Genomic DNA, 24452 nt, shown 5'->3' with positions numbered 1-24452 from the left:
CACGCGCCGCGGTGCCTGGCTAAGCGGAACGTTGGTCGGAATTCAGGAATCGCTCAGGGTGCCGGGGGAAAGTGCCTACCATGACAGCCACGCACGACGCTCGGTCTCCCTGGGCACCGCCCGACAACCTGCCGGAGCGGACCAGGCCCGAGGCGGCTAGTTCGGAGGGGCCGATGGAGCCGCGGTCGCACGACAACCAGCAGCCTCCGGGCGGGCCGTCGTCCGGCGCGCCCGCCTCGACGCCCAGCCCCGCCGGGCCTGAGCAGACAGGTGCCTTCCCCGCCGTCCACACTCCGGCTCCGGCTCCGGTTCCAGCTCCGCATCCGACCGGTCCGCGCCCCGGCCCGGGCGTCCCAGGTGGCTACTACCCGCCCGGCGACCAGCGGAGCAACCCCTACCCGCAGTCGGGGGAGCGGCCACCGGTGCACCCGGAGGCCTCCTACCGCCAGCCCTCGCCATGGGCCGCACAGCAGGCCTCCACGAGCCAGGGCCAAGGCGAGCAGCGGCCGGGATACGGCTCCGGCGCAACACCCGGCGGCCCTGGCGGTCCGGGGCAGCAGAGTGCCTGGTGGAGCTCCTCCTGGGGATCACCGGTCACGCCGCCCGCACCCGGTGGGCAGGGGCCCGGATCTCCCGACGGACCTGACGGATACGGTCGGTTCACCCCCGCCACGCCGACACCGGCGCCTATGCGGCGTCGCCGCCTGATCGCGGCAGCCGTGGCACTCGCGCTGGTGTCCGCCGGAATCGGTGGTGGTGTCGGCGCACTGGTCGCGGGCGACGACTCGCCGGCCGCGGTCGTGTCGACCGATTCGGGCCTGCAGCAGGCGACCGGCAGCTCCAGCGGGGTCTCCGAGGCCGCCGACAACACGGTCTCCTCCGCCGCGCAGACCATCCTCCCGAGCGTCGTGACCATCGCGGAGGAATCCAGCCAGGAGGCCGGAACCGGGTCCGGCACGATCATCCGCTCGGACGGCTACATCCTCACGAACAACCACGTCGTCTCCGGGGCGGCGAACGGCGGCACCCTCACGGTCACCATGCAGGACGGCCGGACCTTCGACGCGACGATCAAGGCCACCGACCCGAGCGCGGACCTCGCCGTCATCAAGATCAACGCCACTGACCTGCCGGCCGCCACCTTCGGGCAGTCCGACGCGCTGCAGGTCGGCGAGCTGGTTGTCGCCGTGGGCAGCCCGCTGGGCCTCAACGGCACGGTCACCTCGGGAATCGTCAGTGCACTGCACCGCCCCGTGCGTACCGGCGACTCAACTGTTCAGGACCAGACGAACACCGTGCTGGACGCAATCCAGACCGACGCGCCCATCAACCCCGGCAACTCGGGCGGTCCGCTGGTCAACAGCAAGGGCCAGATCATCGGGGTGAACACCGCCATCGCGACGGTTGGCGGCAGTTCCTCGCCCTTCGGTGAGAGCCAGCAGTCCGGCAACATCGGGGTCGGTTTCGCGATTCCGGGCAGCTACGCACAGAAAGTTGCGGCGCAGCTCATCGACACCGGCACCGCCCGGCACCCCTATTTGGGAGTCAGCGCCAACACCGCAGGTGAGAACACCCGGTCCACGGCGGCAAGCGGCACCGGAGCAAAGATCCAGTCGCTGGTCGACGGCGGCCCCGCAGACAAAGCGGGCCTCCGTTCGGGCGATGTCATCACCAAGGTGGGTGATCGGGCCATCACGGACATCGATTCGCTCATCGCGGCGGTCAGGTCCCACGACATCGGAAACCAGGTCCAGGTGACGTACCTGCGCGACGGCCAGACCAACACGGTGACCGTGACACTGCTGGAACAACCACCCAATTCCTGAGCACCGGCCGGGCGACGGTTTTAGGAAACACCCGGCGGTTTCCGCACCAGCCACCGGGACCACGCCACGCCGGCGATGCTGGAACGGATGTGTCGAAGATGCCTTCGTATAAGCTTGCTTCGGTGTCCGATGAAGGGGGATACGGCACCATGTTCAGCGTCAAGCTGACCATGGTGTCGAGGTGACGACAAAAAATCTTCACAACCTTCACCCCGGCCAGATCAGGCACCTCCTACTATTGAGCCTGCCTGACCGGTGACCAGGCCTGGCGCCACATTGGTCGCCAAACCTGGTCCCGGCGCCGAGACCAGGAACGTCGTCCCGGGGAGTTGCAGCTGATGAACGACGACGCGGACCTGGTGGCCCGTGTTCGGCGTGGTGATCGTCAGGCTTTCAACGATCTCTACAACCGCTACGCCGACGACGTCTTCTCGATGTGCCTGCTGATCCTCGGCGACCCGACGGTCGCCAGGGCGGCGGCCGGAACCGCGTTCGCCCTGGTGGCGCGAACGCGGTTGAATCCCCTCTCCGATCCGACCCGCCTGCGCCCCTGGCTCCTCGAGCTCGCGCGCGGCAGCGCGCTGGCCTGGTCCGGCTCGCCGCAGGCCCGCAGCGTCCCGGTTCCGCACGGCGTCTCGCCGGAGGAACTGCTGGACGGTGCCATCGTGCCGGCGCCGACCAGCCTGCGAACCGGCCTGCAACGCACCTTCGACCGCGCGGCTGTCGCCGCCGCGGCCGCCGCGAACCGGCGGGCCGCGGAGCGCGCCGGTTCCGCTGGTCCTGCTGGTTCCGCCCGAGGCTACGAAGCCACCGTCACCCCGCTCCCCGGCGCGGCCATCCCCGGAAACGCCCCGGCCTTCGGCGGCGCGCCGGCAGGTGCGCCCCCTGATCCTCGGGTCGCCTTCACCGCCTCGGGCGGCGGGAACGGCGCCGGCGTGCGCGCCGTCGGGCCCGAGGACGCCGTCACAATCGTCTCCCCCTCCACCGGGCTGCCGGCGGGGCAGCTCGACGAGCAGGTCACGCCGCCAGGCGACCATCCCGACGACGGGTCGGCGACCGGCCTGCCGCTGCTGGCCCTCGACCGGGCCCTGGCAGGCTCGAACGCCCGCGGCAACGGATTCTCCGACTTCCGGGCTCGGCCGACCATCGCGGTGGCGGCCGCGCTGGCAGTGGCCGTGGCCGGGCTCACCGCCGTCATCTCCTGGCCCACCGGGCGCGCCGAGCTGGTGGCCGACGCGGGCACCGGCATGGTCGCGATCACTCCGACGCTCCCGGCCGGCGCAGGCACCCTGCCGACCGCGGCCCAACCGCCGGTCGTGCCGGTGGACGCGCCGCCCTCGCCGACGGTGGCAGGCGCCTACACGAGCCGCCCCGCCACCTCACGCCCGACGCAGATCGTCCGTGAGGTCGACGCGCCGAAGCCCTACACCCCGCCGCCGTCGAGGCCCGTACCCGCGCCCACGCCGCCGGCCACGGTTCAGCCACCGGCGCCCACCCCGCCGCCCACCAGCCAGCCGACCACGCCGGCCACCGTGGTGCCGACGACACCGCCGGCGCAGACACCCACCGGCCCGTCGTCGACCACGCCGCCTGACGGCAACGCGCCGACGCCCACGACGGTGCCACCGACGACGACGCACACCACGCCGACGGCCCCACCGACCTCGGATCCGTCCACGCCGACGACCGGGGCACCGACGACTGCGGCGCCGTCGTCGTCGCCCACGAGCAGCGATACGAACCGGTTCCCGTTCCCCCTGCCCTGGGCGACCAATCCGGTCCCCGTCTGACCCATCCGGTCGAGGTCCGGTCCGGTCTCCTCGCGGGCGCCGGACCTCCGAACGCCCGGTAGCCCGGTAGCCCGGTTTGGCAAGTCGCAAGAGTGAAGGATTTTGGTCGTCGGAACGACCAAAATCCTTCACCTTTGCGGGTCACCAGGCGACTCTTCGCCCCGTTTGCCCCTCTTGAGGTGAATTACCGGTGCCGCGCGGCTGTGCGGGATCCTTGGTGGGCGGCTGTGCGGGTGGGGTTCGCATTCCGTCAGCACGGATCCGCCAGGCCCATGCTGGTGGCCCAGATCCGCTGGTGGCCCAGATCCGCCGCGTCTCAGGATTCTGCTACGGGCTCCTCCGGCGACCACGATCCTGAGATCCTGCTCAGCAGCAGCAGCGGCAGCCCGGAGCTGGAACTCGACCGCCGGCCCGCGGCCCGGCCTGCCTCAGCGCACCCTGCAGAAGGCTTCAGCGCACCTTGTAGAAGACCGTCGTCACGTACTGGTCGAAATCGTTGACGCGCAGGTAGAGGCGCAGCTGCCACTGGCCCGGCAGAGGCACTCCGACCCCTTCGGCGACGGCCTGGCCGTCCGCGACCCTCACCAGTGGAACGTCCAGAGGCCCGACGCCCGCCGCCGGCAGGCTCAGCTCGCCCTTGACCTCGACCAGCCGCTGCGGCCGGCCCTGCGGGTCATAGGTATGGATGCGGATGGTTTCCAGGCCGGTCCTGGTGGGCGCGATCTCGACGTCGACGGTCATCGGGCCGGCGATCGCCGTCCTGGAGAACGGCGGCGCGTAGGACTCCCGACCGGGAATGGTGTTCACGAGGATCGCGGTGACGGTGAGAACGGCGACGCCGACGATCATCTCGAAGAGCACGCCTCGGCGCAGCCCGGCGATGGCAAGCGACGTGACAGCCTGATTCGGCGCCACCTGACTCGAAGCCGGCTGTTCCGAGGCCGAATGTTCCGAAGCCGGCTCTTCCGAACCAGCCGGGAAGTGGCGCTGCACCCAGCGCTGGGCCAGCAGGCCCAGGCCCAGCGCACCGAGAACGAACCAGAGCTTGTACAGCAGAAGACGCCCGTACGTTGTGCCGAACAGTGCTCCGAAGGCACCGATCTCCCGCAGGGTCTGGAAGATCCCGGTCAGCACGATCACGGCGACCGCGACCATCGCGGTCCTGGACCATCGGGGCAGAACCCGGGTCATCTCGTCGGCCCAGCCGGGCTCGACGGGCTCGCCGTCGCCCAGCCCATCGAGGCCGTAGAGCTTGTTGAGGCCCGGTAGCTCCATGGAACCGGCCGCCGAAACGGCCTCCGCACTCGCGCTCGCACTCGCACTCGTGCCCGCGACGGCGCCCGCGCCCCGGCCGGACGAGACCGCGGCCGGATCCGCGGGGCTGGCGAACGAGCCGGGACCGCGTGGGGAACCCTCGGCGCCGCCGCCGGTGGCGGCGGTGGCGGTGTGACGCGGCCTGGGCCGGCCGAGCAGCGACAGCCCGAGAACGCACAGGCCGCCCAGCCAGATCGCCATCGCCGCGGTGTGCAGCGTCATCGAGGCGGTCGCCAGCCAGACCAGCCCGCCAGCGCTCGCGTGGCCGATCATCGCCATGGTGGTCGCGAGCACCAGCCCCAGCCCGGCAAGCTCGACCAGCCCTCGCCGACCCGGCCCGGTCGGCTGATGGCCAGCGCCGCCGCCCTCGACGCCGCCCTCACCGGCGGGCTGCCGCACCCGGCGCAGCAGCGGGACAGCGAGCAGCAGCGCCAACATGCGGATCGCCAGGAGCTGGCCGTAACGATCCTCCAGGGTCACCGCGATCTGATCGGCGTCCAGGACGGAGGTGATTCCCTCACCCGACGAATACGGCCCCTGAAGCAGCAGCATGCCGATCGCGCCGATCAGGCTGAGCAGCCAGCCTGCGGCGATCAGCCGGACCGGGCCGCGGCGGCGCGCACCGGCCGGCCAGAGCACCGTCACGAAGAAGGTGGCACCGATCAGCAGGGCCGCGCCGGCGAAGGTCACCAGCCGGGCCGCGCCCAGCGCCACGCCGACCACTCGTGATCCGCCGCCGCCCGAGGGCAGCGCCGCGGCCGCCCCGGCGTCGGGCGGCCCGCCGACGCCGAAGGCGAACGCACCACCGACCGGATGACTGTCCGCGGAGACCACACGCCAGCTCACAACGTAGGTTCCCGTGCCGAGGCCCGAGCGCAGCGCGATCGTCACCTCCGACGCCGAGGATCCGTTCTTCGCCTCGCCCTCGTCAGCCCGGGCGCCGGTGGCGTCGAGGACGCGAATCGCGTCGGACTTGACCGACACGGCTTCGCTGAAGGTCAACGTCACCCTGGCCGGGGCCTGATCGAGGGCCGCTCCGCCGACCGGGTCGCTGCGCTCCAGCACGGCATGGGCCGACGCCGGCAGCGCCGTGCCCAGCAGGGCGACGGCGACGATCCCCACGACCGTGAGCACCCGCCGAAGCCCGCCAGACAACCCGCCCCCGCCCCCGCCCGGGCGGGGGCTACGGCGCGGGTGCGTGCGGTGGTCGCTGGCGCATCGATCGGGTCCGGTCATGAGGTTTCCGTTCTGAGTGATCTCCGGGGCGGGTGCCCCCGAAGCGGGTGCCCCTGGCGCCGGTGGCCGGGGGCACCCCAGGTGATCAGGCCCGCCGACGGGTGCTGATCAGCGCGAACGCGCCTGCGGCCAGACCGAGCACTCCCAGCACGAGGCCGGTGATCCCGAGCGCGCGTGCCGTGCCATCCGATGCCGATGCCGACGCAGATTCGTCGCCCGCCGACGCGGAGTCCCCGGTGCCGGCATCCGCGTGCTCGTCGGCGGCACCGTCGTCATGGTCGCTGTCCGAAGCCGCGGCCGCGGTCAGGGTGACGGCCGGTGCCGGGTGGTCCGGCTCGTCCGTGCCAGGCTTGGCCACGTCGATCCAGCGGACGATCTCGCCGTCGGAGTAGGTCTGCAACGTCTTGAAGACCACCTGGTCGGCGTCGTCCGGCAGCGGGCCGGCCGAGACGTTGAAGGTGTCGAACTCGCCGGGCCTGATCCCGGCACCGTTCTCGGCTGTCCAGGTGATCTGCGTGACGACCTCGGTGATCTGCGTTCCGTGCGCGGTGAGCGGCTTCGCCGGCGCGCCCTTGGTCACCTTGTAGGTCCAGCCGGGCTTGGGCTGGACCGTCACCGAGGCGATCGGCGCGTCGGCTGGGAACTGCACGTCGAGCGCCGTGGTCGACGCGGTGTCGCTCTCGGTCGGAACCTTGAACGTCAGGGTGGTGTAGGCACCCTTGGCCGCCTCGGCCGGAGCGACGGTGACGTGCGCGGACGCCGGAAGGGCCAGCGCGATGCTGCCCGCCGCCGCGGCGAGCGTGCACAGTGCGCCCCGACGGAGGCGAACTGCGCGGGTGGTGCGAGACATGGGACCTCCTCGAGGACCGGGCTGGTCCTCACGGGTGATCGGACTGGTTGACCCGAGCACCAGGGCCGTGGCACGGCGCGACAGACCGGCCCGTGCAGCGCGATCGAGCTGCTGATCATCGAGCTGCTGATCACGGACGGACCGCCGCGGCGCCTCCGTCCAGGCGGACGCGCGGAACCCGCTACCGGGCTGTCGCCATCACTGCGGACACACCGGCGCGGGGACACGACCCCGGCCGGCGCGCCGGCGGGCCGCGCCAACCAGCGTCGGTTCCCAGCAGGAGAAGGTGCGCACACCAGCGCGCACCCGCGCCCCCACCGCCACCACCAATGCCGCGGCCACCGCCACCACCACCACCGCTGCCGCCGACCCGGCCCAGCGCGGCGGCCATGCCGGCAGCGGCGTTGCGCAGCCGGGCCCACGTGCCCGCGCCCGATGCCATCAGCCGTGCCGCCGCCCGCAGGCGAGCCAGGACGTCCATGAGCACGAACGCGACAACGGCGACGACCCGTTCGACGGCCACGCGCAGTGCCGCCGTCGCCCACAGCCGCCGCTCGCAGCGGCGCAGTGACACGGCCACGCAGCCGGCCGCGAGAGCATGAGCAGCGATCATGGGCCCGGCCGGGACCAGCTCGGCGAGCAGATGGGCACCGGCGCCCGGCCGCGGGCGGGCCGCCCCGGCTGCCTGGTGGTGATGCGCCTGGAGCGCGAACGCCGTGTGCAGGAGCACCTGGGCGGTCACGACGGCCGCCACCAGGGCGGGCAGTGCCCGCTCCCGGTCGGCGAACCCGAAGGCCACCCGGATCAGCAGCGCGGTGGCGACGGCGAGCAGCACGACCGGTGGACGGGGGTCGCCGGCGGCGACGTGCGCCGCGAGTGCGAGGCACGTCGAGGACACGCCGAACACGGCCGCTCGCGCGAGCCTGCCTGTCCCCCGTGCACCGGTCATCGGTGCAAGCCTGCCACGTGCGGACGTCGCGGTCCGCAAAGACCACATCACGACATCAGCGGGTGGACGTAGCTGACACCGACCGCACTCCGGAATCACGAAAGATTCCCGGCATTACGGACTTCAGGCAGCCACGGAGCGCCGGATCTCCCAGCCCGTCGCTCTCGTCCGAGGCGCAGATAGGGTTCGTTCTCGTACCCCCTCGACCACGACCGGGGAGCCGGCGGTGACGACCAGCCGCACCCGGCCGCCGTTGTGTTGGTAACCGAAAGCGAGCGCTGATGGGTACAGCTGCGGGCCTGGGCGCGGGCAGTGAGGCGGGTGACGAGGCGGGCCGCGCCGGGAGTCCGCCCCCGGGGCGGGTCGTGCGCCTCTACCGATATCCGGTGAAGGGCTTCAGCCCGGAGGAACTGGCCGAGGTGTCGCTCACCCCCGGCGGCGGCGTGCCCGGCGACCGGATGTTCGCGCTGGCCCGCCCGGGCACGGAGTTCACCGAGGACGAGCCCGTGTTCCTGCCGAAGACCCGCTTCGTCATGCTGCAGAAGGACGAGGCGATCGCCCGGATCCGCACCTGCTACGACCCTGCGGCCGGAACGCTCGCCTTCGGCCTCGGCACCCCCGGCGGGCAGGTCCGCGCCGATCTGACCAGCCCGGCCGGGCGCGCCGTGTTCGAGGAGTTCGTCCAGTCGCAGCTCGGGCCGGGCCTCGGGGGCCGACCGCGGCTGGTCGCCGCCCGCCGGCACCACCGCTTCACCGACGCCGGTGGCGCCGGGGAGGCCTTCATGCACGCCGTCTCGGTCATCAATCTCGCGTCGGTGCGCGACCTCGCCGAGCGGATCGGCCAGCCGGTCGACCCGCTGCGCTTCCGCGGCAACATCTACGTGGACGGAATCCGGCCCTGGGCCGAGCTCGACTGGACCGGCCAGGAGTTCACTCTGGGCGCGGCCCGGGTGCGGGTCCTGGCCCGTACGCCACGCTGTGCGGCGACCACGGTCAATCCGGACACAGGCGACCGTGACATCCGGATACTCAAGGAGCTGTCCAGTCACTACGGGCATACGGACTGCGGGATCTACGTCACCGTCCTGACCGGCGCGACACTGCGGCCCGGCACCTCCCTCACGCCGCCGGGCGKATACGAGGAGGCTCTGCCGTGCGAGTCGTGATCGCGGAGGACTCGGTGCTGCTGCGCGAAGGCCTGCGCCGGCTGCTCACCGAAGCGGGCTGCGAGGTGGTGGCGGCGGTGGGCGACGGCCCGGGCCTCGTCGACGCGGTCGCGGCGCACCGGCCCGACGTCTCGGTGGTGGACGTCCGGATGCCGCCGTCGCACCGGGACGAGGGGCTGCGCGCCGCGATCTCCGCCCGGGAGAAGGTCCCCGGCTCCCCTGTTCTCGTCCTGAGCCAGTACGTGGAGAAGCAGTACGCCGGCGAGCTGCTGGCCGACGGCGTGGGGGCGGTCGGCTACCTGCTCAAGGACCGGGTGGCGGACGTCCGCGAGTTCGTCGAGGCGGTGCGGCGGGTGGCCGCCGGCGGGACGGTGATGGATCCCGAGGTGGTGGCCCAGCTGCTGGCGAGCAGCCGCCGCAACGACCCGCTGACCTCGCTCACGCCACGCGAGCGCGAGGTTCTCGGGCTGATGGCCGAGGGGCGTTCGAACACGGCGATCGCGGCGGCCCTCGTGGTCAGCGGCGGAGCGGTGGAGAAGCACATCTCGAACGTGTTCACCAAGCTCGGGCTGGAGTCGTCGGGCAACGACCACCGCCGGGTCCTCGCCGTCCTCGCCTATCTGCGACGTTCCTGAGCCAGCCCCGCCGGTGGAGGTCGCCATGGCGCCGCATCCCCTCGACCCGCTCTCGGCTGCCGAGATCAGCCGGGCTTCGGCGCTGCTGCGTGCGTTTGCGCAACTGGGGCCGGAGTTTCGTTTCGTTTCCGTTGAGCTTCAGGAGCCACCAAAAGCCGCGCTGGTGGCCCGCGAGTCCGAGCGCGAGGTCGCCGACGCGCTCGCGCCGCCGGACCGGCAGGCGTTCTGCGTCCTGTACGAGCGCGGAACACGGCGGACGCACGAAGCGGTCGTCTCACTCACCGCGGGCACCGTGGTCGACCTGCGCGTGGTGCCCGGGGTGCAGCCGTCGATCATGATGGACGAGGTCCTGGCCTGCGAGGACGCCGTCCGTGCCGACGGCGCCTGGCAGGCCGCCATGGCCAGCCGCGGGGTCACCGACCTTTCGCTCGCCATGATCGACATCTGGTCCGCCGGGTACACCGGAAGCGACGACGATCCCGCGCGGCGCCGGATCGCCCGCCCGCTCACGTTCGTCCGGGCGGCCCCTGGGGAGAACGGTTACGCCCGGCCTGTGGAAGGGCTCACCGTGGTCGTCGACCTCGACGCGATGGCCGTGGTCGAGGTCGTCGACCACGCGGCGGCGGCGACGACTGAGGCGGGCACCGATGGACCGGCCGGCGACGCAACGACTGGCCACGCAACGACAGGCCACGGAACGACAGGCCACGGAATCGTGCCGTTGCCGCCCCGGCCCGGCAACTACATCCCGGGGCTGATGACCGCCGATCCGGACAACGTTCCGGCGTTCGACCGGCTACGCGACGATCTGCGCCCGATCGAGGTCAGCCAGCCGCAGGGAGCGTCCTTCACCCTCGACGGGCATGCTCTGCGCTGGCAGCGCTGGGAGCTCCGGGTCGGGTTCACGCCCCGCGAAGGGCTCGTCCTGCACCAGATCGCCTACGTGGACCGGGGACGGCGCCGGCCCCTCATCCAGCGGGCCTCGGTGTCGGAGATGTTCGTCCCGTACGGGGACCCGGCGCCGACGCACCGCGTCAAGAACGTCTTCGACATGGGTGAGTACGGGGTCGGCCGGCTCGCGAACTCGCTGCGGCTGGGCTGCGACTGCCTCGGCGAGATCACCTACCTGGACGCGGTCGTGAACGACTCCGCGGGTGAGCCGGTGACCATCCCGAACGCGGTGTGCATCCACGAGGAGGACACCGGCATCGCCTGGAAGCACACCGACTTCCGGACAGACCACGTCGAGGTCCGGCGGATGCGCCGACTGGTGATCTCGATGATCAGTACGGTGGGTAACTACGAGTACGGGTTCTTCTGGTACCTCCACCTGGACGGCTCGCTGGAGTTCGAGGTGAAGCTGACCGGCGTGATCTCCTCCGGCGCGGTCCGGCCGGGAGCGTCGCCGACCCACGGTGTGCTGGTCGCACCCTGCCTCTACGGACCGAACCACCAGCACTTCTTCAACGTGCGCCTGGACATGGAGCTCGACGGCGGCCCGAACTCGGTCGTCGAGGTCGACTCGGAGCCCGAGCCCCCGGGCCCGGGCAACCCGACCGGCGTCGCCTGGCGCACGAAGGAGACGCCGCTGCTCACCGAGAGCGAGGCCCAGCGCGTGGTCGACCCGGCCGCCGCACGCTTCTGGCGGATCACCAATCCCCGCCGGCACGGTCCGCTGGGCCGCCCGGTCGCCTACCGGCTCGTCCCCGGCCACACGGCCCCGCTGCTGGCGCATCCGGCGTCCCATCAGGCCGCTCGGGGCAGGTTCGCCGCACGCAATCTGTGGGTCACCGCCTTCGACGAGAGCGAGCGCTTCGCCGCCGGCGCCTACCCGAACCAGAGCGCGGGCGGTGCGGGGCTCCCGCGGTACGCCGCCGCCGACCGGCCGGTGGCCGACACCGACATCGTCGTCTGGTACAGCTTCGGCGCCCATCACGTCGTCCGGCCGGAGGACTGGCCCGTCATGCCGGTGAGCCGGATCGGCTTCGAGCTGCGCCCGGACGGCTTCTTCGACGGCAACCCCGCGCTGGACCTCCCTCCGACCGCGCACGACGGCGCACGCCGAGGAACGGACCACGGAACGAGCCACACAACGGGCGGCGGAGCGGACCGCGAAGCGCACCGGCCGGCCGCGGGCACCGGGCGATCCCACCTGGGTGGGGGCACCGCCGAGGGGGCATGCGGTTGCTGACGGGCGGGCCCGGCGACACGGGGCCCACGCGACACGCGCGCCCCGGAAGGTCATGTCTTGCCCCAGAACGGGGGTACCTGCCCTAGGCTCCGGAAGATGTGAGCCCTGTTCTCGCCTCGAATCGGGCCGGGAACCTCGTCCGTGCTCTGATCATCATCGCCATCCTGGTCCTGATCATGCGCACGGCGTACCTGCTCTGGGTCTTCCACACGCCGGCCTGGACGTCCCGGCCGCACGACGTCCAGTACTGCGGCGGGTGGTACGAGCGAAGCGAGACCCCTGACCTCACCGGGGCCGAGGCCCGCAAGCGCGCCGGTGGCCGGCTCAAGCAGGTCATGCGGTCACCGGTGCTGCGGCCCATCACGGCCTACCGGCCCGGATCGGCCTGCCCTCGGTACATCTTCGCGAAGGTCGCCTCCGACACGTACGTGCAGTACGAGATCACCGACGACTGACCGGCGCCCACGCAACCGTGCCACCGCACAACCGCCCGCACCGCACAACCGCCCGCACCGCCCGGCGGCAGGTCGGCGTGGCAGGTCAGCGGTGGCTGAGCTTGTTCGCGTGCCGCGCGGCGGCGTGCACGTGGACCCGGGCGTGGATGGAGGTCCGCTGCGCCAGGGCCGCCCGCACGGCGCGGTGCAGCCCGTCCTCCAGATAGAGCGTCCCGTCCCATTCGACGACGTGCGGGAACAGGTCGCCGTAGAAGGTCGAGTCGTCGTCCAGCAGGACGTCGAGCGCGAGCACCCGCTTCGTCGTCACGAGCTGGTCGAGCCGCACCTGCCGCGGCGGAATCGCGGCCCAGTCCCGCTGGCCCAGGCCATGGTCGGGATACGGGCGACCGTCACCGACCAACTTGAAGATCACCCGGCACCTCCTTACTCGGGGGCGTGAGACTGCCCGACCACAACAGCCTAGAATCCTCCGCCCGCGCGCCGGATCCCGGTGTCCTTCCAGCCGCGCGTTGCGCAGACCTTGGGAATTCTGGCCGAAGTTGATCTGAGATGCGGACCTGTAACCAGACGAATGACTTGACCAACTCCGCATCTGCCACTTAAGTAAGCCTTACCTGATGCCAGAGGAGGTCCGGTGACGAGTCCCAGCACGGACGTCGACATGCCGGTGCTGGCCGAACAGGCGAGGACGATCCTCRCCGGCGGCCGGCGCGCGCTGCTCACCCTGCCCTGCGCCAACGTGCGCGGCTGGGCCGGACTCATCGACGACGGTGGCGAGCCGCTACTGATCGTCGGGGCGGACAGCCCTCCGGTCCACTGCGCCGGCGCGGGTCGCCGGGCCCGCGTCGACGTCTGCGGCCACAACGGCGAACGCCTGGTCCTCGCCGGCGTGTTGCGGCTGGCACCGGAGAGCACCGAAGATCTCGTCGATCGCCTGGCCGACCTGGGCCGCACCATATCGGTGACCGCCGGTGATGTCAGTGATCTCCGCGTCCTGTCCCTCTCAGTGGACGACGTCCTGATCTGCCTGCCGGACCGCGCGGAACGCGCAGATCGCGGGCTCGGTTCGGGCCGGGCGGCCCAGAACACGGCGACGTCACGCTTCAGGCCGGCCGGTCCCGCGGCGGCCTCGTCGTCCCGCGGGTCCCGGATGGGGCGGTCAGGGCGCGGATCACGTCGTGCGAACACCGTTCGGCTGGACGGCCGCTGGTCGGCACTCGGCCCCGCGCGCCGGGTCGATCTCAGCTCGTACGCCCTCACCGAGCCCGACCTGATCGCCGCCTACGCCCCGGATCTGGTCCGGCACCTCAACGATGAGCACGCGACCCAGGTGCGGCTGCTCGCGGCACACGGTGTCGCGCCCGCCGGGGCCCCGCAGGAGGTGGCCGGTGCGCCTGTGCGGCCGCTCGAGGTCATCGGCGCGTCGGTGACCTCACTGGACCGCCGTGGGCTCGACCTGTGGCGCATCGACCCCGACGGCGCACGCCAGGTCCGGGTGGCCTTCAGCGCGCCGCTGGTCGAGCCGCGTTCGCTCGGGCGTGAGCTGCGCCTGCTCCTCGACGGGACAGCACACGGAGCCGACGAGACGACATGCGGAACCGACTAACGCGGCAAAGCCGGGCCGCAGCCCCTCGCCGATGAACGATGGACGATGACCGATGGCGACCATGGGAGCAGCTTTGGCCAGCACCGACAGCGTGATCGACCAGCTGTTCCCGGTCGACGGCACGCCCGAGGGCGGCCCCGCCCACCCGAAGATCACCAGCGCCGGCGCACCGGATGCGCTTTCGCCGTTCGACTCACGGGTCGCCGGCTGGGCACGGGCACTGTCCATACCGGGCCCCAGAGGGGCTGCGCCAGGCTCATAATCATCGGCGGACGCACCTGCCCCTCCCGTCCGGAGGTCCGATGCCGCACCCGCCGTTCCGACGCGCCCGGCCGAACCAGCCGACCCGGCGAGCCCAGCCGGCTCGGAGAACGTCCGTCGTTCTGAGCGGTCTGCTGCTCGCCGGCCTCGCTGCCACGGGCTGCTCGTCCGGCTCCGGCTCGGGCTCGGGCGCCGGCGCCGGCGCCGGCGCCGGCGCCGGCGCCGAAGGCGACAGGAAGGCCACGCCTGCTACCCAGACCGGGTCGGTGGCCGACGACCGCTCGCCGGCGGTGGCCTCCGCCCAGCCCGGCGGGGCACCGGGCAGTCCGGCGGCCGCGCAGACCACGCGCATCAAGGGTGCCGGTGGGAACGTCGATGTCGGATTCGTCGACCTGCGGGTGGACGGCAGGCTCCTGCAGCTGGATCTGCTCTTCACCCCCCGCTACGCAGACGATCCCGGCACCGAGATCTCGCTCTACGAGATGGCCGGCCGGCGCGATGCCAGCGTGACCCTGATCGACACCACGAACCTGCTCCGCTACACGGTGGTGGAGGATTCCGGCGGAGTGGCCCTGGCCCCGGCCGCAGGCACCACCCGGGCCCGCAACAACGAGGCTGTCTCCGGCACGTACACCTTCGCCGCGCCGCCGGCGAGCGTGACAGCTCTGGACGTCTATCTCAACGACCAGCTGATCGTCGACGATGCCCCGATCAGCCGCTGACCGGAGCGCCGGGCCGGCCGTCGGGTCGGCGCTCGCCGTCTGTGCCCTTGCCTGTGTTCTCGTCGGTCCCGGCAGCCCGCGCGCGCTGGGCGCCACGGCCGGCCCGTCGGCCGCCGGCCCGACGCGATCCGCGGACGTGCCCGACGAACATCTCACCGCGTCGGTGCGCGGCCTCGACACCGCCGGGTCGGTGCTGACGATCGATCTGGCCGACGCCGTCAGCCCACTGCACACCGAGGAACGCCGGGATGACCAGCTGATCGTCACGATCAGCGCGGATGTCCTGTTCGCCTTCGACTCCGCCGACCTGACGGACGTCGCCCGCGCCGAGATCACGAAACTCGCCCCACGGGTCAGGCCCGGCACCGAGACGGTCACCGTGCTGGGTCACACCGACAAGCTCGGCACCCCGGCCTACAACGTGATGCTCTCCCAACGTCGCGCCGACGCGGTCGCCCGCGTGCTCCGCGGCCTGCTGCCGGGCGGGACGAGGGTCTCGGCGACCGGCCGCGGCGGCGCCGACCCGGTCGCTCCGAACAGCCATCCGGACGGATCGGATGACCCCGACGGCCGCGCGCTGAACAGGCGAGTACAGATCAGCTTTCCCGCCAGCTGACCTCGCGCGCCCTCGGCTTTACTCTCCCCGGGCTGTTTGACGACCTGACCTGGGCCGGGGCCAAGCGGGGCCAGCCGTTCCAACCGCGGCACCGCGGCTCGGCGGCACCACGGCTCGGCGGCACCACGGCTCGGCGGCACCACGGTTCCGCGGTGCCGCGGTGCCGCGGTGCCGCGGAACCGGAGCGGCGGCCTCCCGCTGGTGCCGGTTCTGCTCGCGGGTCAGAGCCAGCCCGCGGCATTCGCGCGAGATTCCGGGTGATCCGGCGATCCACGCTGATTTGACATCCGGATCGACAACCGTTTTCATTTTCCCATGCGCCCCGCCTCACTCCGTGCCGCGGTCGGAAGACGATCGAAGCGTCGCCCCGCGACCGCCCGGCGGGCGCGCCTCACCGCCTCCGTGGTCGCCACGGCACTCACCGCGGGCCTGGCGGCCTGCGGCGGTTCCGGCGCGGGGTCCTCCGCGGGCGGAGGGGAGTCGGCTCCACGCGTCGTGGCGACCACGACCTATGCGGCCGATTTCGCGCGGGCCATCGGAGGCGACGGTATCCAGGTCACGCAGATCCTCCGGCCAGGGGTGGACCCGCACGACTACGAGCCCTCCCCAGCCGATCTCGCGGCGATCGCCGACGCGGATCTCCTGATCGAGAACGGGGTGGGGCTGGAGAGCTGGCTGGACGACGCGATCTCGGCGAGCGGTTTCGACGGTACCGAGGTCGTCATGGCCGACGGGGTCACGATCCGCCATCCGGACGACTCCGAAGAGGCCGCCGCGGCCGAGGCGCACGACGAGCATGAGGACCACGAAGAGGGCGATCCACATATCTGGCACGACCCCCGCAACGTGAAGATCATGGTTGGCAACATCGAGAAGGGCCTCACCGCCATTGATCCCGAGAGCTCGGCGGAGTACCAGGCCAATCTCGCGGCATACCGTGCCAAGCTCGACGCGCTGGACAGCGAGACCCAGCGCGAGATCGACAGCATTCCGGTGGCCCACCGCAAGCTCGTGACCAACCACGACTCCTTCGGCTACTACGTGCAGCGGTACGGCCTGGAGTTCGTCGGCTCGATCATTCCCAGCTTCGACACCTCCGCCGAGCTCTCCGGCCGGTCCATCGACGACATCGTCGGGAAGATCCGGGCCTCGGGCGCCGTCGCCGTCTTCTCCGAATCGTCACTTCCGCCGCGAACCGCGCAGACGATCGGTAGCGAGGCAGGCGTCCGCGTGATCTCGGGCGAGGACGCGCTGTACGCGGACACCCTCGGGCCGTCCGGTTCCGCCGGCGCCACCTATCTGGAAGCTCAGCGCCACAACACCGACACGATCGTCGACGCACTCCGGTGAGCGGCCCGACCAGCGCTCCCGTCGTCGCGGTACCTGAGCAGGCGGGCACGGATGTCCCGCCCTCGCCCGGCGACCTGACGCCCGCAGGCGAACAACCACCCACAGGCGAACAGACGCCCGCCGGCGACCGGCTTCCCGTCGGCGACCACGCTTCCGCCGGCGCCGCGCTCGCCTTCGATGACGCGGCGATCGCCTACGGCCGTTCCACGGTGCTCCACAGCGTGCACGGCGCCCTGCACCAGGGCCGGACGCTGGCGCTCATCGGGCCCAACGGCGCCGGCAAGTCGACCCTGATCAAGGCCGTGCTCGGGCTGCTCCCCGTGAGCTCCGGATCGATCACCGTGCTGGGCCGGGCACCGGCGGCCGCGCGCCGCGAGGTCTCCTACGTGCCCCAGGCCGACACCCTCGACCGGGACTTCCCGATCTCGGTCGGCCAGGTCGTCCTGATGGGCCGTTACCGCGGAATCGGTTGGATCCGCCGGCCGGGCCGAGCGGACCGCGCGGCGGCCCAGGCCGCGCTGGAGGCCGTCGGGCTGGCCGACCGCAGCCGGGACCGCTTCGGCCTGCTCTCCGGCGGGCAGCGCCAGCGCGTCCTGCTCGCCCGCGCCATCGCGGCCGAGCCACGCCTGCTGCTGCTCGACGAGCCTTTCAACGGGGTGGACGTCGTCTCCCAGGAGGCCCTGCTCACCGCGCTGGCGACCTTGGCCGGCACCGGCACGGCGACGGTCGTCTCGACCCATGACCTGGCACTCGCCCAGACCATCAGCGACCAGGTGTGCCTGTTGAACGGCCGCCAGATCGCGTTCGGCCCGGCCACCCGGGCGCTGGCCCCCGACCAGCTGCGCGAGGCCTACGGCGGTGCCGCAGTGGAGATCGGCGGGGCAGGCGTCATCGTGACCCGGACATGATCGGCGTGACCCGGGCATGATCGGTACCGATCTGTTCATCGCGCCGTTCGAGCTGCCGTTCATGTTCCGCGCGCTGATCGAGATCCTGCTGCTCGGCGCCGTGAGCGCCGGGGTCGGGGTGCTGGTGATGCTGCGGAGGCTGGCCTTCCTCACCGATGTGCTGACCCACGCGGTCTTTCCCGGTGTCGTCGTCGGGTTCATGATCGGTGGCACCTCCGGAATCGTCCCGGGTGCGCTGGTGGTGGCGGCCGTGGCCGCGGCGGGCTTCACCGCGCTGGCCTCAACCCGGAGGATCAGCGAGGACGCGGCGATGGCGATGCTGCTCACCGGCTCCTTCGCGGTCGGTGTCGTCCTCGTCTCGCGCCGGGAGTCGTACACCTCGGACCTGACCGGCTTCCTCTTCGGCCGTCTGCTCACCGTCGACACCACGGACATCACCGTCACGGCGGTGACCGCCGCGGTGGCCGCCGCGGTGCTCGCGCTGGCTCGCAAGGAGCTGCTGCTGCGTGCGTTCGACCCCGAGGGCGCGCGCGCTGCGGGCTATCCGGTGTGGCTGCTCGACCTCCTCCTGAACCTCGTGATCGCGCTGGTGGTCGTCGCCGCGGTCCGCGCCGTCGGGACGGTTCTGGTCATCGCGCTGGTGGTGATCCCGGCGGCGGCGGCCCGGCTGATCACCGGCCGGCTCACCGCCATCCTGGTGATCTCCGTCCTGCTGGGCCCGCTGTGCGGCTGGCTCGGGCTGGTCGCCAGCTACGAGGCCTCGGTGAACCATGACGTGCGGCTCGCGGCGGGCGCGACGGTCGTGCTCGTGCTGGTCGCGGCCTATGCGCTCGCCTTCGCCGGGAGCGCGCTGCGCCAGTTCACGGGACGGGCCCGGTCCCAGCGGTCCCGGCCGTCCCAGCGATCGCAGTCGCCGCGGTCACAGTCGCCCCCTGACCGGCAGGCCTCGGCGACGTCGACTGTCGCGTCCGGAGGTGCCTGATGGCCCTGCTGGAGTCGTTGGGGGATGACTACATCCGACGGGCCCTCGCCGAGGTCGTGATCGTCGGAGTGCTCTGCGGTGCGGTCGGTGTTCATGTCGTGCTGCGCCGGCTCAGCTTCCTGACCATGGCGTTGACCCACGCGACGTTTCCCGGGGTGGTCCTCGCCTCGCTGATCGGGATGAATCTGGTGCTCGGCGCCGGCCTGTTCGGCGTGCTGGTCGTCCTCGCGGTGGTCATGGTCGTCGGGGCGGCGGGCGGCGCGGCCGGCACCGGCGCAACGGCGGGCGGCGGCACCGGCACCGGCTCCGGGGGCGGCGCGGCGGCCGACCGGGGCGGCTCCGGGGGCGGCCGGGACATCAGCACCGTGACCGGGGTCGTTCTCTCCGCCGGGTTCGCGCTCGGCGTCGCGCTGATGTCGGCCGAGGACGGATCGAACCGCGACCTCAGCGCCTTCCTGGTCGGGTCCGTCCTCACCGTCCAGACCAGCGATCTCGCGGTCAGCGCGGTCACCGCGCTCGCCGTTCTCACCGTGCTGGTGGCGCTGCGCAAGGAGCTGGTGCTCGCCGCCTTCGACCCGACCGCGCTGTCCGCCGCCGGGTACCCGCAGCGAACGCTGGGCCTGGTCCTCCTGCTGCTCGTCGAAGCGGCCGTCGTCACCTCACTGCCCGCGGTCGGCACGATCATGGCGGTGGCACTGATCGTCGGGCCGGCGTCCACAGCCCGCCTGTGGTGCTCGTCCACCTCGACGATGACGGCGGTCTCGATCGCGGTGGCCATCTTCTGCGGTGTGACCGGCCTAGCCGTCAGCGAGCAGTGGGACGTCGCCGCCGGCGGCGCCATCGTCCTGACCGTCGTGGCGGTGCTGGTCGCCTCCGTCCCGCTGAGCGCCACCCTGACCGGACGGACCGGACGCACCGGACGCACCGACCGAAGTGATCGCCGCGGCCACCCGCGGGAGGTGAACGAGCTCGCCCGGAAGGTAGCCGTCTGAAAATCCTTCGACAGGGCATCTACGCTGGTCACTATGGAGTTCGCCCAGTCCGACAAGCTCGCTGACGTCTGCTATGACGTCCGAGGCCCCGTCCTCGAAGAAGCGATCCGGCTGGAGGCCGCAGGCCAGCGCATCCTGAAGCTGAACATCGGCAACCCCGGTCCGTTCGGCTTTTCCGCGCCGCCTTCGGTGCTCGCCGCGGTCGCCGACAACCTGGCAGCCGCACAGGGCTACAGCGACTCGAAGGGCCTTCTCCCCGCACGCGAGGCCGTCGTCCGGTATTCGGTCGGCAAGGGCCTGACCGGCATCGGACCTGACGACGTCTACCTCGGCAACGGCGTGTCCGAGCTGATCATGATGTCGCTGCAGGCGCTGTTGAACGACGGCGACGAGGTGCTCCTGCCGGCGCCCGACTACCCGCTGTGGACGGCGGTGGTCTGCCTCTCCGGTGGGCGTGCGGTCCACTACCGCTGCGACGAGTCCGCCGGGTGGAACCCGGACATCGACGATCTCACCAGCAAGATCACATCTCGCACCCGCGCCATCGTGATCATCAACCCGAACAACCCCACGGGTGCGGTGTACGACCGCCCGGTGCTCGAGGAGATCATCGAGGTCGCCCGCCGGCACAACCTGATGCTGTTCGCCGACGAGATCTACGACCGGATCCTCTACGACGACGCCGAGCACCACTCGCTCGCCGCGCTCGCCCCGGACCTGTTCTGCGTGACCTTCAACGGCCTGTCCAAGTCCTACCGGCTGGCGGGCTTCCGCTCCGGCTGGATGGTGCTCTCCGGGCCCCGCGAGCACGCCACCAGCTATATCGAGGGCCTGAACATCCTGGCGAACATGCGCCTGTGCGCGAACGTTCCCGGCCAGTTCGCACTGCAGGCCGCACTCACCGAAGGCGGCGGTGCCGGCGATCTCGTGCTGCCGGGCGGCCGGCTGCACGAACAACGCGACACGGTCGTGAAGCTGCTCAACGACATTCCGGGCGTTTCCTGCGTTCCGCCGCGCGGGGCGCTCTACGCGTTCCCCCGGCTCGACCCGCAGATGTACCCGATCCGGGATGACGAGCGTTTCGTTCTGGATCTGTTGCGCACCGAGAGAATCCTGCTGGTACAGGGCACCGGATTCAACTGGCCGGATCCAGATCATGTACGGATCGTGACGCTGCCCTGCGTTGACGACCTGACCGATGCCATCGGTCGGATCGAGCGATTCCTGGGCGCCTACGCTCGCACCTGAGCACCTCCGGCCTACCCGGGCTGGACGGGGCTGGACCGGACTGGACCAGGCTGGGTCGGGCTGGACCAGGCCGGACCAGGCTGGGTCGGGCTGGCGAGGCGGCAGCGGATCGCGGCGGTGTCCACAAGGGACCACGCCCTGTGGATAGAACCTGTGGACAACCGGTGGAACAGACACAGGCGTCGGCCGGCCCGGCGCTGGAGCGCACGGACACACGTGAAACAACGGCACGATCGGGCCATCGAGCCCCCGATCAACAACCTGCGGCAGTAACAGAACGTAATCGACCGCTGGCCGTGGTCGGGGTCGGGGTCGCCGCGATCGCCGTCGCGGTGCAGGCCGTGCTGTGGCAGCGCTTCCGCCTGCCCCTCTGGTACGACGAGCTGTGGCGCCCGCACTTCGCCGGCGAGCCCGTCGGGAGCTTCTGGTCCGAGCTCGGGGTGGCGAACGCACCGTCCTCGCTCGGGTCGCTCGCGCTGGTCCGGCTGTGCGGCGAGGTGTTCGGCTGGCACGCCTGGGCGCTGCGGCTGCCCTCGGCCGTCCCGCTGGTGGCGCTCGCCGTGGGCACCTGGCTACTGGCCTGCCGCCTCACCTCCCGGCCCGCGGCCCTCGGGGCGACGCTGGCAGTCACCCTCGCCGGCACCATGGTCGACCTCGCCTCCCAGATCAAGCCCTACACCCTGGACGCCGCCTGCGCGGTCGCCGTGGTCGGCCTGTGGATGGATTCCACGCTGCCCACCCGGCGGCTGATCCTGCGGCGGGTGGTCGCGGGCGTCCTCGCGGTGTTCTCGCTCCCCGCCCTGTTCCTGATCGTTCCGCTGTTCGTCCACGACGCCGCCCGGCCGCTGTGGACCAACCGCGGCCAGCTCAGGTCACGCGGCCCACGGGCGCTTCTGGGGGAGACGGTGCGTGCGGCCGGTCGGGCCGCTCCGGCGGTGGCGATCAGCGGCGCCCACGCGCTGCTGTTCGTGACGCACCAGTCCGGCCAGCGGGCGAGCACCTTCTGGAACGACCACTTCCTCGCCGACCGGGGCCCGCTGGAGGCGGCGCGTTTCGTCATCGGCCAGCTCGCCGCGACGGCGGCAGGCGCGCCGCCCGGGAGCGATCGCTACGACCCGAACCTCGTTCACCCGCTGACCGACTCAACCGACGCGCTGGTCGTCGTTCTCGGCTGCGCTGTCGCGATCACCTTCGTGACCGGCGCGATCACGCTGGCCCGGCGCGCGGACGGCCGGGTCCTGCTCGTCGCGGTCGGCGGCGCGGAGCTGATGGTCCTCGCGGCGAGTGCCTGGCGGTACTGGCCCTTCGGCGCCGTGCGGCCGAACACGTTCCTCGTTCCCCTGCTCACGATCGTCTCGGCGGTCGGCGCGGCCGCTCTCGCCCGCTCGCTTCCCGCCCGCTCGCTTCTCGCCCGGTCGCCGGCCCGTGCCCGGTGGAACCGGACGTCGGCCGTGGCGAAGCTGCTGATCCCGGCGAACCTGGTGATCCTGCTGGCCGCGCTCACCGTCCCGGTGGCCGGGGCGACCGGGCTGAAGCCGATGTGGGTGGAGCGCGCCGACCGCCGCCCGATCGACCTGATGGTCGACGCCACTCTGACCGCCCGCAGCCTGTACCGGCCGGGCGATCTGGTGCTGGTCGGCGGCAGGCTGGCCCGCGCCGGCTGGCTCTACGGCATGGAGCTCAGCCAGGACGGTGCCGTCACCACCGCGGGCACCGCCGGTTCCGCCCAACCGCGGATTCCGCTCTCCGCCACGGTCTTCCTGACCGCGATCGGGGACGGGGGCGTCGACCGTGCCCTGAGCCGCCAGGCTCCCGGACCGAACAGCCACGTCCTGATGTTCGTCCTCGCCTACGACCGGCGGGGCACCGAGCGTGCGTTGGACGAGGCCCGCCAGCGCGGGTGGTGCCCCACCCAGACCCAGGACTTCGAGCTGACCGGCACGCTACGGGTCCTGGCCCGCTGCCAGCCCGCCGCCAGCGATGAGTCTGCCGGCCGCCGCGGGTCTACCTCCTGACGGAGACATCGGATTCATCAGGAGCTGGGCATGGGCCTCATCCACATCGAGCTGTTCGCCACCCTCGACCTCGTCGGGCAGGCTCCCGGCGGCCCCGACGAGGACCCGGTGGGGTTCCCGTTCGGCGGCTGGCAGGCGCCCCTGCTGGACGAGGTCGCCGGGGCTCAGGTCATGGCCGCGTACGAGGGCACCGACGCCCTCCTGCTCGGCCGGCGGACGTACGAGATCTTCGCCGCCTACTGGCCGCATCAGGAGAGCGGCGTGGACGGCGGGATCGCCACGCTCTTCAACAGCGTCCCGAAGTACGTGGCCTCCCGCGGCCGGCCCGACCTCTCGTGGGCCGGGTCCACGCGGCTCGGCCCGGATCTGGCCGGCGCGGTGCGGGAGATCCGGGACCGGCACGAGCACGTGAAGGTCGTCGGAAGCCTGAACCTGGTGCAGACCCTCCTGCGCGAGAAGCTCTTCGACCGGCTCGACCTCTGGGTGCACCCGGTCATGCTCGGCGTCGGGAAGAAGGTGTTCGACGGTGGCGCAGTGCCCACGAACGTCACCCTCCTCGAACCGCCCGTGGCCAGCCCGACCGGCACTGTGTACCTGCGCTACGGCCTCGCCGACGGCACGCCCGGAACGGGCGACATGGCCGCACCCGATCGCGGCACCGGTCGCGAGAGCCGCTAGCGCAACGTCGCCGGAGCGCCGCCCGCGGCCGCGGTGCCACCACCCGAGCCGGCGGACGTCACCGACGAGCTCCCGGCCTGGGCCAAGGGCAGACCTGTGTGCAGTGACAGCGACTCCCAGGACGTGTCGCCGTCCGCCAACGCCGTCCTCAGCTGGGACTGCAGCTCCGCCAGGGGAACCTGGGTCCCGTCGAAGAGGTGGGCACAGGTCTGCGCCGCGGCCGCGTAGCGCTCGATCCCGCCGGTGAACATTCCGTTGGCCTGCGGGTCCGGGCCGGCAGGCAGCCTGTTCGCGGCCTTGGTCTCCGCTGCCAGCTGGGTGCACCGCGGCTGAAGCCCGGCGCCGTCCTGGGCCTCCAGGTAGCCCCGGGCCGCCGCGACGGTCGTGACGATGCTTGCCCGCAGCCCCTGGGTGGACTGATACCAGCTGGTCAGCTCCGAGGTGTCGACCGCGGCCTCCGCCGGAGCCGCGGTCGCCATGACCTCGTGCTCCTCCGAGCCGCCGACCAGCACACATCCGACGACAAGCGTGAGAGCACCGACCAGTGCCGCGCCGGTCGCCGCCGGCGACAGCGGCGGTTCCGCGATCGGCCGGAACCCCGTCCGTAGCCAGACCGGACGTCCCGCCAACTTCCACCCCCGCCACCCGATGGCGTGCCGGAA

Annotated in this window: 22 protein-coding genes; 17 read left to right on the top strand and 5 right to left on the bottom strand. The window is 71.9% G+C overall.

From position 1 onward, the window contains the following. The first annotated feature begins 80 nt into the window (after positions 1 to 80). Positions 81 to 1826, top strand: coding sequence for a trypsin-like peptidase domain-containing protein (locus CcI49_RS25640; protein ID WP_235498175.1), 1746 nt, complete (start codon positions 81 to 83; stop codon positions 1824 to 1826). A 338-nt stretch (positions 1827 to 2164) separates the two neighbouring features. Next, positions 2165 to 3616 (top strand): hypothetical protein, encoded by a 1452-nt coding sequence (locus CcI49_RS25635; RefSeq protein WP_054568758.1) that lies wholly within the window; start codon positions 2165 to 2167, stop codon positions 3614 to 3616. A 450-nt stretch (positions 3617 to 4066) separates the two neighbouring features. On the opposite strand, the gene CcI49_RS25630 is transcribed toward CcI49_RS25635, so the two are convergent. The 3 genes from CcI49_RS25630 to CcI49_RS42680 form a co-directional block, all read right to left on the bottom strand. After that, a complete protein-coding gene (locus CcI49_RS25630) occupies positions 4067 to 6166 on the bottom strand; it encodes a copper resistance protein CopC (RefSeq protein WP_054568759.1) in 2100 nt (699 codons plus the stop codon). Between the two features lie 85 nt (positions 6167 to 6251). Next, complete coding sequence (locus tag CcI49_RS25625) at positions 6252 to 7016, bottom strand: YcnI family protein (RefSeq protein ID WP_054568760.1); 765 nt, start codon at positions 7014 to 7016, stop codon at positions 6252 to 6254. A 181-nt stretch (positions 7017 to 7197) separates the two neighbouring features. Next, entirely contained in the window at positions 7198 to 7914 is a 717-nt protein-coding gene (locus tag CcI49_RS42680) for a hypothetical protein (RefSeq protein ID WP_241840239.1), read from the bottom strand. Positions 7915 to 8246: 332 nt separating this feature from the next. On the opposite strand from CcI49_RS42680, the gene CcI49_RS25615 reads away from it, so the two are divergent. The 4 genes from CcI49_RS25615 to CcI49_RS25600 all read left to right on the top strand — a co-directional run bounded on the left by CcI49_RS25615 (position 8247) and on the right by CcI49_RS25600 (position 12412). Further along, on the top strand, positions 8247 to 9131 hold the full coding sequence (locus CcI49_RS25615) for an MOSC domain-containing protein (protein WP_076830036.1): 885 nt from the start codon (positions 8247 to 8249) through the stop codon (positions 9129 to 9131). Next, on the top strand, positions 9119 to 9766 hold the full coding sequence (locus CcI49_RS25610) for a response regulator transcription factor (RefSeq protein ID WP_006541849.1): 648 nt from the start codon (positions 9119 to 9121) through the stop codon (positions 9764 to 9766). Before CcI49_RS25615 ends, CcI49_RS25610 begins: the two co-directional genes overlap by 13 nt. A gap of 25 nt (positions 9767 to 9791) precedes the next feature. Next, positions 9792 to 11957 carry a primary-amine oxidase gene (locus CcI49_RS25605; protein WP_076830232.1) on the top strand — a complete coding sequence of 722 codons (2166 nt, stop codon included), beginning with the start codon at positions 9792 to 9794 and terminating at the stop codon, positions 11955 to 11957. A gap of 98 nt (positions 11958 to 12055) precedes the next feature. After that, positions 12056 to 12412, top strand: a complete 357-nt coding sequence (locus CcI49_RS25600; RefSeq protein ID WP_006541847.1) for a hypothetical protein — start codon at positions 12056 to 12058, stop codon at positions 12410 to 12412. 85 nt (positions 12413 to 12497) lie between these two features. Here CcI49_RS25600 and CcI49_RS25595 read toward each other — a convergent pair whose 3' ends face one another. Continuing rightward, a complete protein-coding gene (locus CcI49_RS25595) occupies positions 12498 to 12824 on the bottom strand; it encodes a type II toxin-antitoxin system VapB family antitoxin (protein ID WP_006541846.1) in 327 nt (108 codons plus the stop codon). 222 nt (positions 12825 to 13046) lie between these two features. Here CcI49_RS25595 and CcI49_RS25590 point away from each other — a divergent pair, with 222 nt between their 5' ends. The 11 genes from CcI49_RS25590 (at position 13047) to CcI49_RS25540 (ending at position 23790) form a co-directional block, all read left to right on the top strand. Then, on the top strand, positions 13047 to 14018 hold the full coding sequence (locus tag CcI49_RS25590) for a DUF2470 domain-containing protein (protein WP_076830033.1): 972 nt from the start codon (positions 13047 to 13049) through the stop codon (positions 14016 to 14018). Between the two features lie 52 nt (positions 14019 to 14070). Then, positions 14071 to 14280: a hypothetical protein gene (locus tag CcI49_RS25585; RefSeq protein WP_158230811.1), complete on the top strand. Its 210-nt coding sequence runs from the start codon at positions 14071 to 14073 to the stop codon at positions 14278 to 14280. A gap of 40 nt (positions 14281 to 14320) precedes the next feature. Continuing rightward, entirely contained in the window at positions 14321 to 15001 is a 681-nt protein-coding gene (locus CcI49_RS40810; RefSeq protein WP_076830030.1) for a hypothetical protein, read from the top strand. Then, positions 14982 to 15617, top strand: a complete 636-nt coding sequence (locus tag CcI49_RS25575; protein WP_076830027.1) for an OmpA family protein — start codon at positions 14982 to 14984, stop codon at positions 15615 to 15617. The genes CcI49_RS40810 and CcI49_RS25575 overlap by 20 nt, the downstream gene beginning before the upstream one ends. A gap of 315 nt (positions 15618 to 15932) precedes the next feature. Continuing rightward, positions 15933 to 16967, top strand: a complete 1035-nt coding sequence (locus CcI49_RS25570) for a metal ABC transporter substrate-binding protein (protein WP_076830024.1) — start codon at positions 15933 to 15935, stop codon at positions 16965 to 16967. Continuing rightward, a complete protein-coding gene (locus tag CcI49_RS25565; RefSeq protein ID WP_054568768.1) occupies positions 16964 to 17875 on the top strand; it encodes an ATP-binding cassette domain-containing protein in 912 nt (303 codons plus the stop codon). Before CcI49_RS25570 ends, CcI49_RS25565 begins: the two co-directional genes overlap by 4 nt. A 16-nt stretch (positions 17876 to 17891) precedes the next feature. Continuing rightward, the gene (locus tag CcI49_RS25560) at positions 17892 to 18857 is read left to right on the top strand and encodes a metal ABC transporter permease (protein ID WP_076830021.1); all 966 of its coding nucleotides are present in this window, start codon (positions 17892 to 17894) and stop codon (positions 18855 to 18857) included. Next, the gene (locus CcI49_RS25555; protein WP_076830018.1) at positions 18857 to 19849 is read left to right on the top strand and encodes a metal ABC transporter permease; all 993 of its coding nucleotides are present in this window, start codon (positions 18857 to 18859) and stop codon (positions 19847 to 19849) included. Before CcI49_RS25560 ends, CcI49_RS25555 begins: the two co-directional genes overlap by 1 nt. Positions 19850 to 19882: 33 nt before the next feature. Further along, positions 19883 to 21097 (top strand): pyridoxal phosphate-dependent aminotransferase, encoded by a 1215-nt coding sequence (locus CcI49_RS25550; RefSeq protein ID WP_054568771.1) that lies wholly within the window; start codon positions 19883 to 19885, stop codon positions 21095 to 21097. A 296-nt stretch (positions 21098 to 21393) separates the two neighbouring features. Beyond that, positions 21394 to 23112 (top strand): hypothetical protein, encoded by a 1719-nt coding sequence (locus CcI49_RS25545; protein WP_083473553.1) that lies wholly within the window; start codon positions 21394 to 21396, stop codon positions 23110 to 23112. 30 nt (positions 23113 to 23142) lie between these two features. Then, the gene (locus tag CcI49_RS25540) at positions 23143 to 23790 is read left to right on the top strand and encodes a dihydrofolate reductase family protein (RefSeq protein ID WP_054568772.1); all 648 of its coding nucleotides are present in this window, start codon (positions 23143 to 23145) and stop codon (positions 23788 to 23790) included. Here CcI49_RS25540 and CcI49_RS25535 read toward each other — a convergent pair. Next, the gene (locus tag CcI49_RS25535) at positions 23787 to 24419 is read right to left on the bottom strand and encodes a hypothetical protein (RefSeq protein ID WP_054568773.1); all 633 of its coding nucleotides are present in this window, start codon (positions 24417 to 24419) and stop codon (positions 23787 to 23789) included. The two genes, CcI49_RS25540 and CcI49_RS25535, sit on opposite strands and share 4 nt — an antisense overlap. Between the last annotated feature and the right edge of the window lie 33 nt (positions 24420 to 24452).

The sequence above is a fragment of the Frankia sp. CcI49 genome (assembly GCF_001983215.1).
Taxonomy (GTDB): Bacteria; Actinomycetota; Actinomycetes; order Frankiales; family Frankiaceae; genus Parafrankia; species Parafrankia irregularis.
Note: the sequence above shows the minus strand (reverse complement) of the source record. Positions and strands in the feature narration are given on the sequence as shown.

What these genes read in the sequence shown, in the direction of transcription:
- CcI49_RS25640 (WP_235498175.1), top strand. Translation starts at nt 81, where the DNA reads ATGACAGCCACGCACGACGCTCGGTCTCCCTGGGCACCGCCCGACAAC.
- CcI49_RS25635 (WP_054568758.1), top strand. Translation starts at nt 2,165, where the DNA reads ATGAACGACGACGCGGACCTGGTGGCCCGTGTTCGGCGTGGTGATCGT.
- CcI49_RS25630 (WP_054568759.1), bottom strand. Translation starts at nt 6,166, where the DNA reads ATGACCGGACCCGATCGATGCGCCAGCGACCACCGCACGCACCCGCGC.
- CcI49_RS25625 (WP_054568760.1), bottom strand. Translation starts at nt 7,016, where the DNA reads ATGTCTCGCACCACCCGCGCAGTTCGCCTCCGTCGGGGCGCACTGTGC.
- CcI49_RS25605 (WP_076830232.1), top strand. Translation starts at nt 9,792, where the DNA reads ATGGCGCCGCATCCCCTCGACCCGCTCTCGGCTGCCGAGATCAGCCGG.
- CcI49_RS25585 (WP_158230811.1), top strand. Translation starts at nt 14,071, where the DNA reads ATGGCGACCATGGGAGCAGCTTTGGCCAGCACCGACAGCGTGATCGAC.
- CcI49_RS40810 (WP_076830030.1), top strand. Translation starts at nt 14,321, where the DNA reads ATGCCGCACCCGCCGTTCCGACGCGCCCGGCCGAACCAGCCGACCCGG.
- CcI49_RS25575 (WP_076830027.1), top strand. Translation starts at nt 14,982, where the DNA reads ATGCCCCGATCAGCCGCTGACCGGAGCGCCGGGCCGGCCGTCGGGTCG.
- CcI49_RS25570 (WP_076830024.1), top strand. Translation starts at nt 15,933, where the DNA reads ATGCGCCCCGCCTCACTCCGTGCCGCGGTCGGAAGACGATCGAAGCGT.
- CcI49_RS25560 (WP_076830021.1), top strand. Translation starts at nt 17,892, where the DNA reads ATGATCGGTACCGATCTGTTCATCGCGCCGTTCGAGCTGCCGTTCATG.
- CcI49_RS25555 (WP_076830018.1), top strand. Translation starts at nt 18,857, where the DNA reads ATGGCCCTGCTGGAGTCGTTGGGGGATGACTACATCCGACGGGCCCTC.
- CcI49_RS25550 (WP_054568771.1), top strand. Translation starts at nt 19,883, where the DNA reads ATGGAGTTCGCCCAGTCCGACAAGCTCGCTGACGTCTGCTATGACGTC.
- CcI49_RS25540 (WP_054568772.1), top strand. Translation starts at nt 23,143, where the DNA reads ATGGGCCTCATCCACATCGAGCTGTTCGCCACCCTCGACCTCGTCGGG.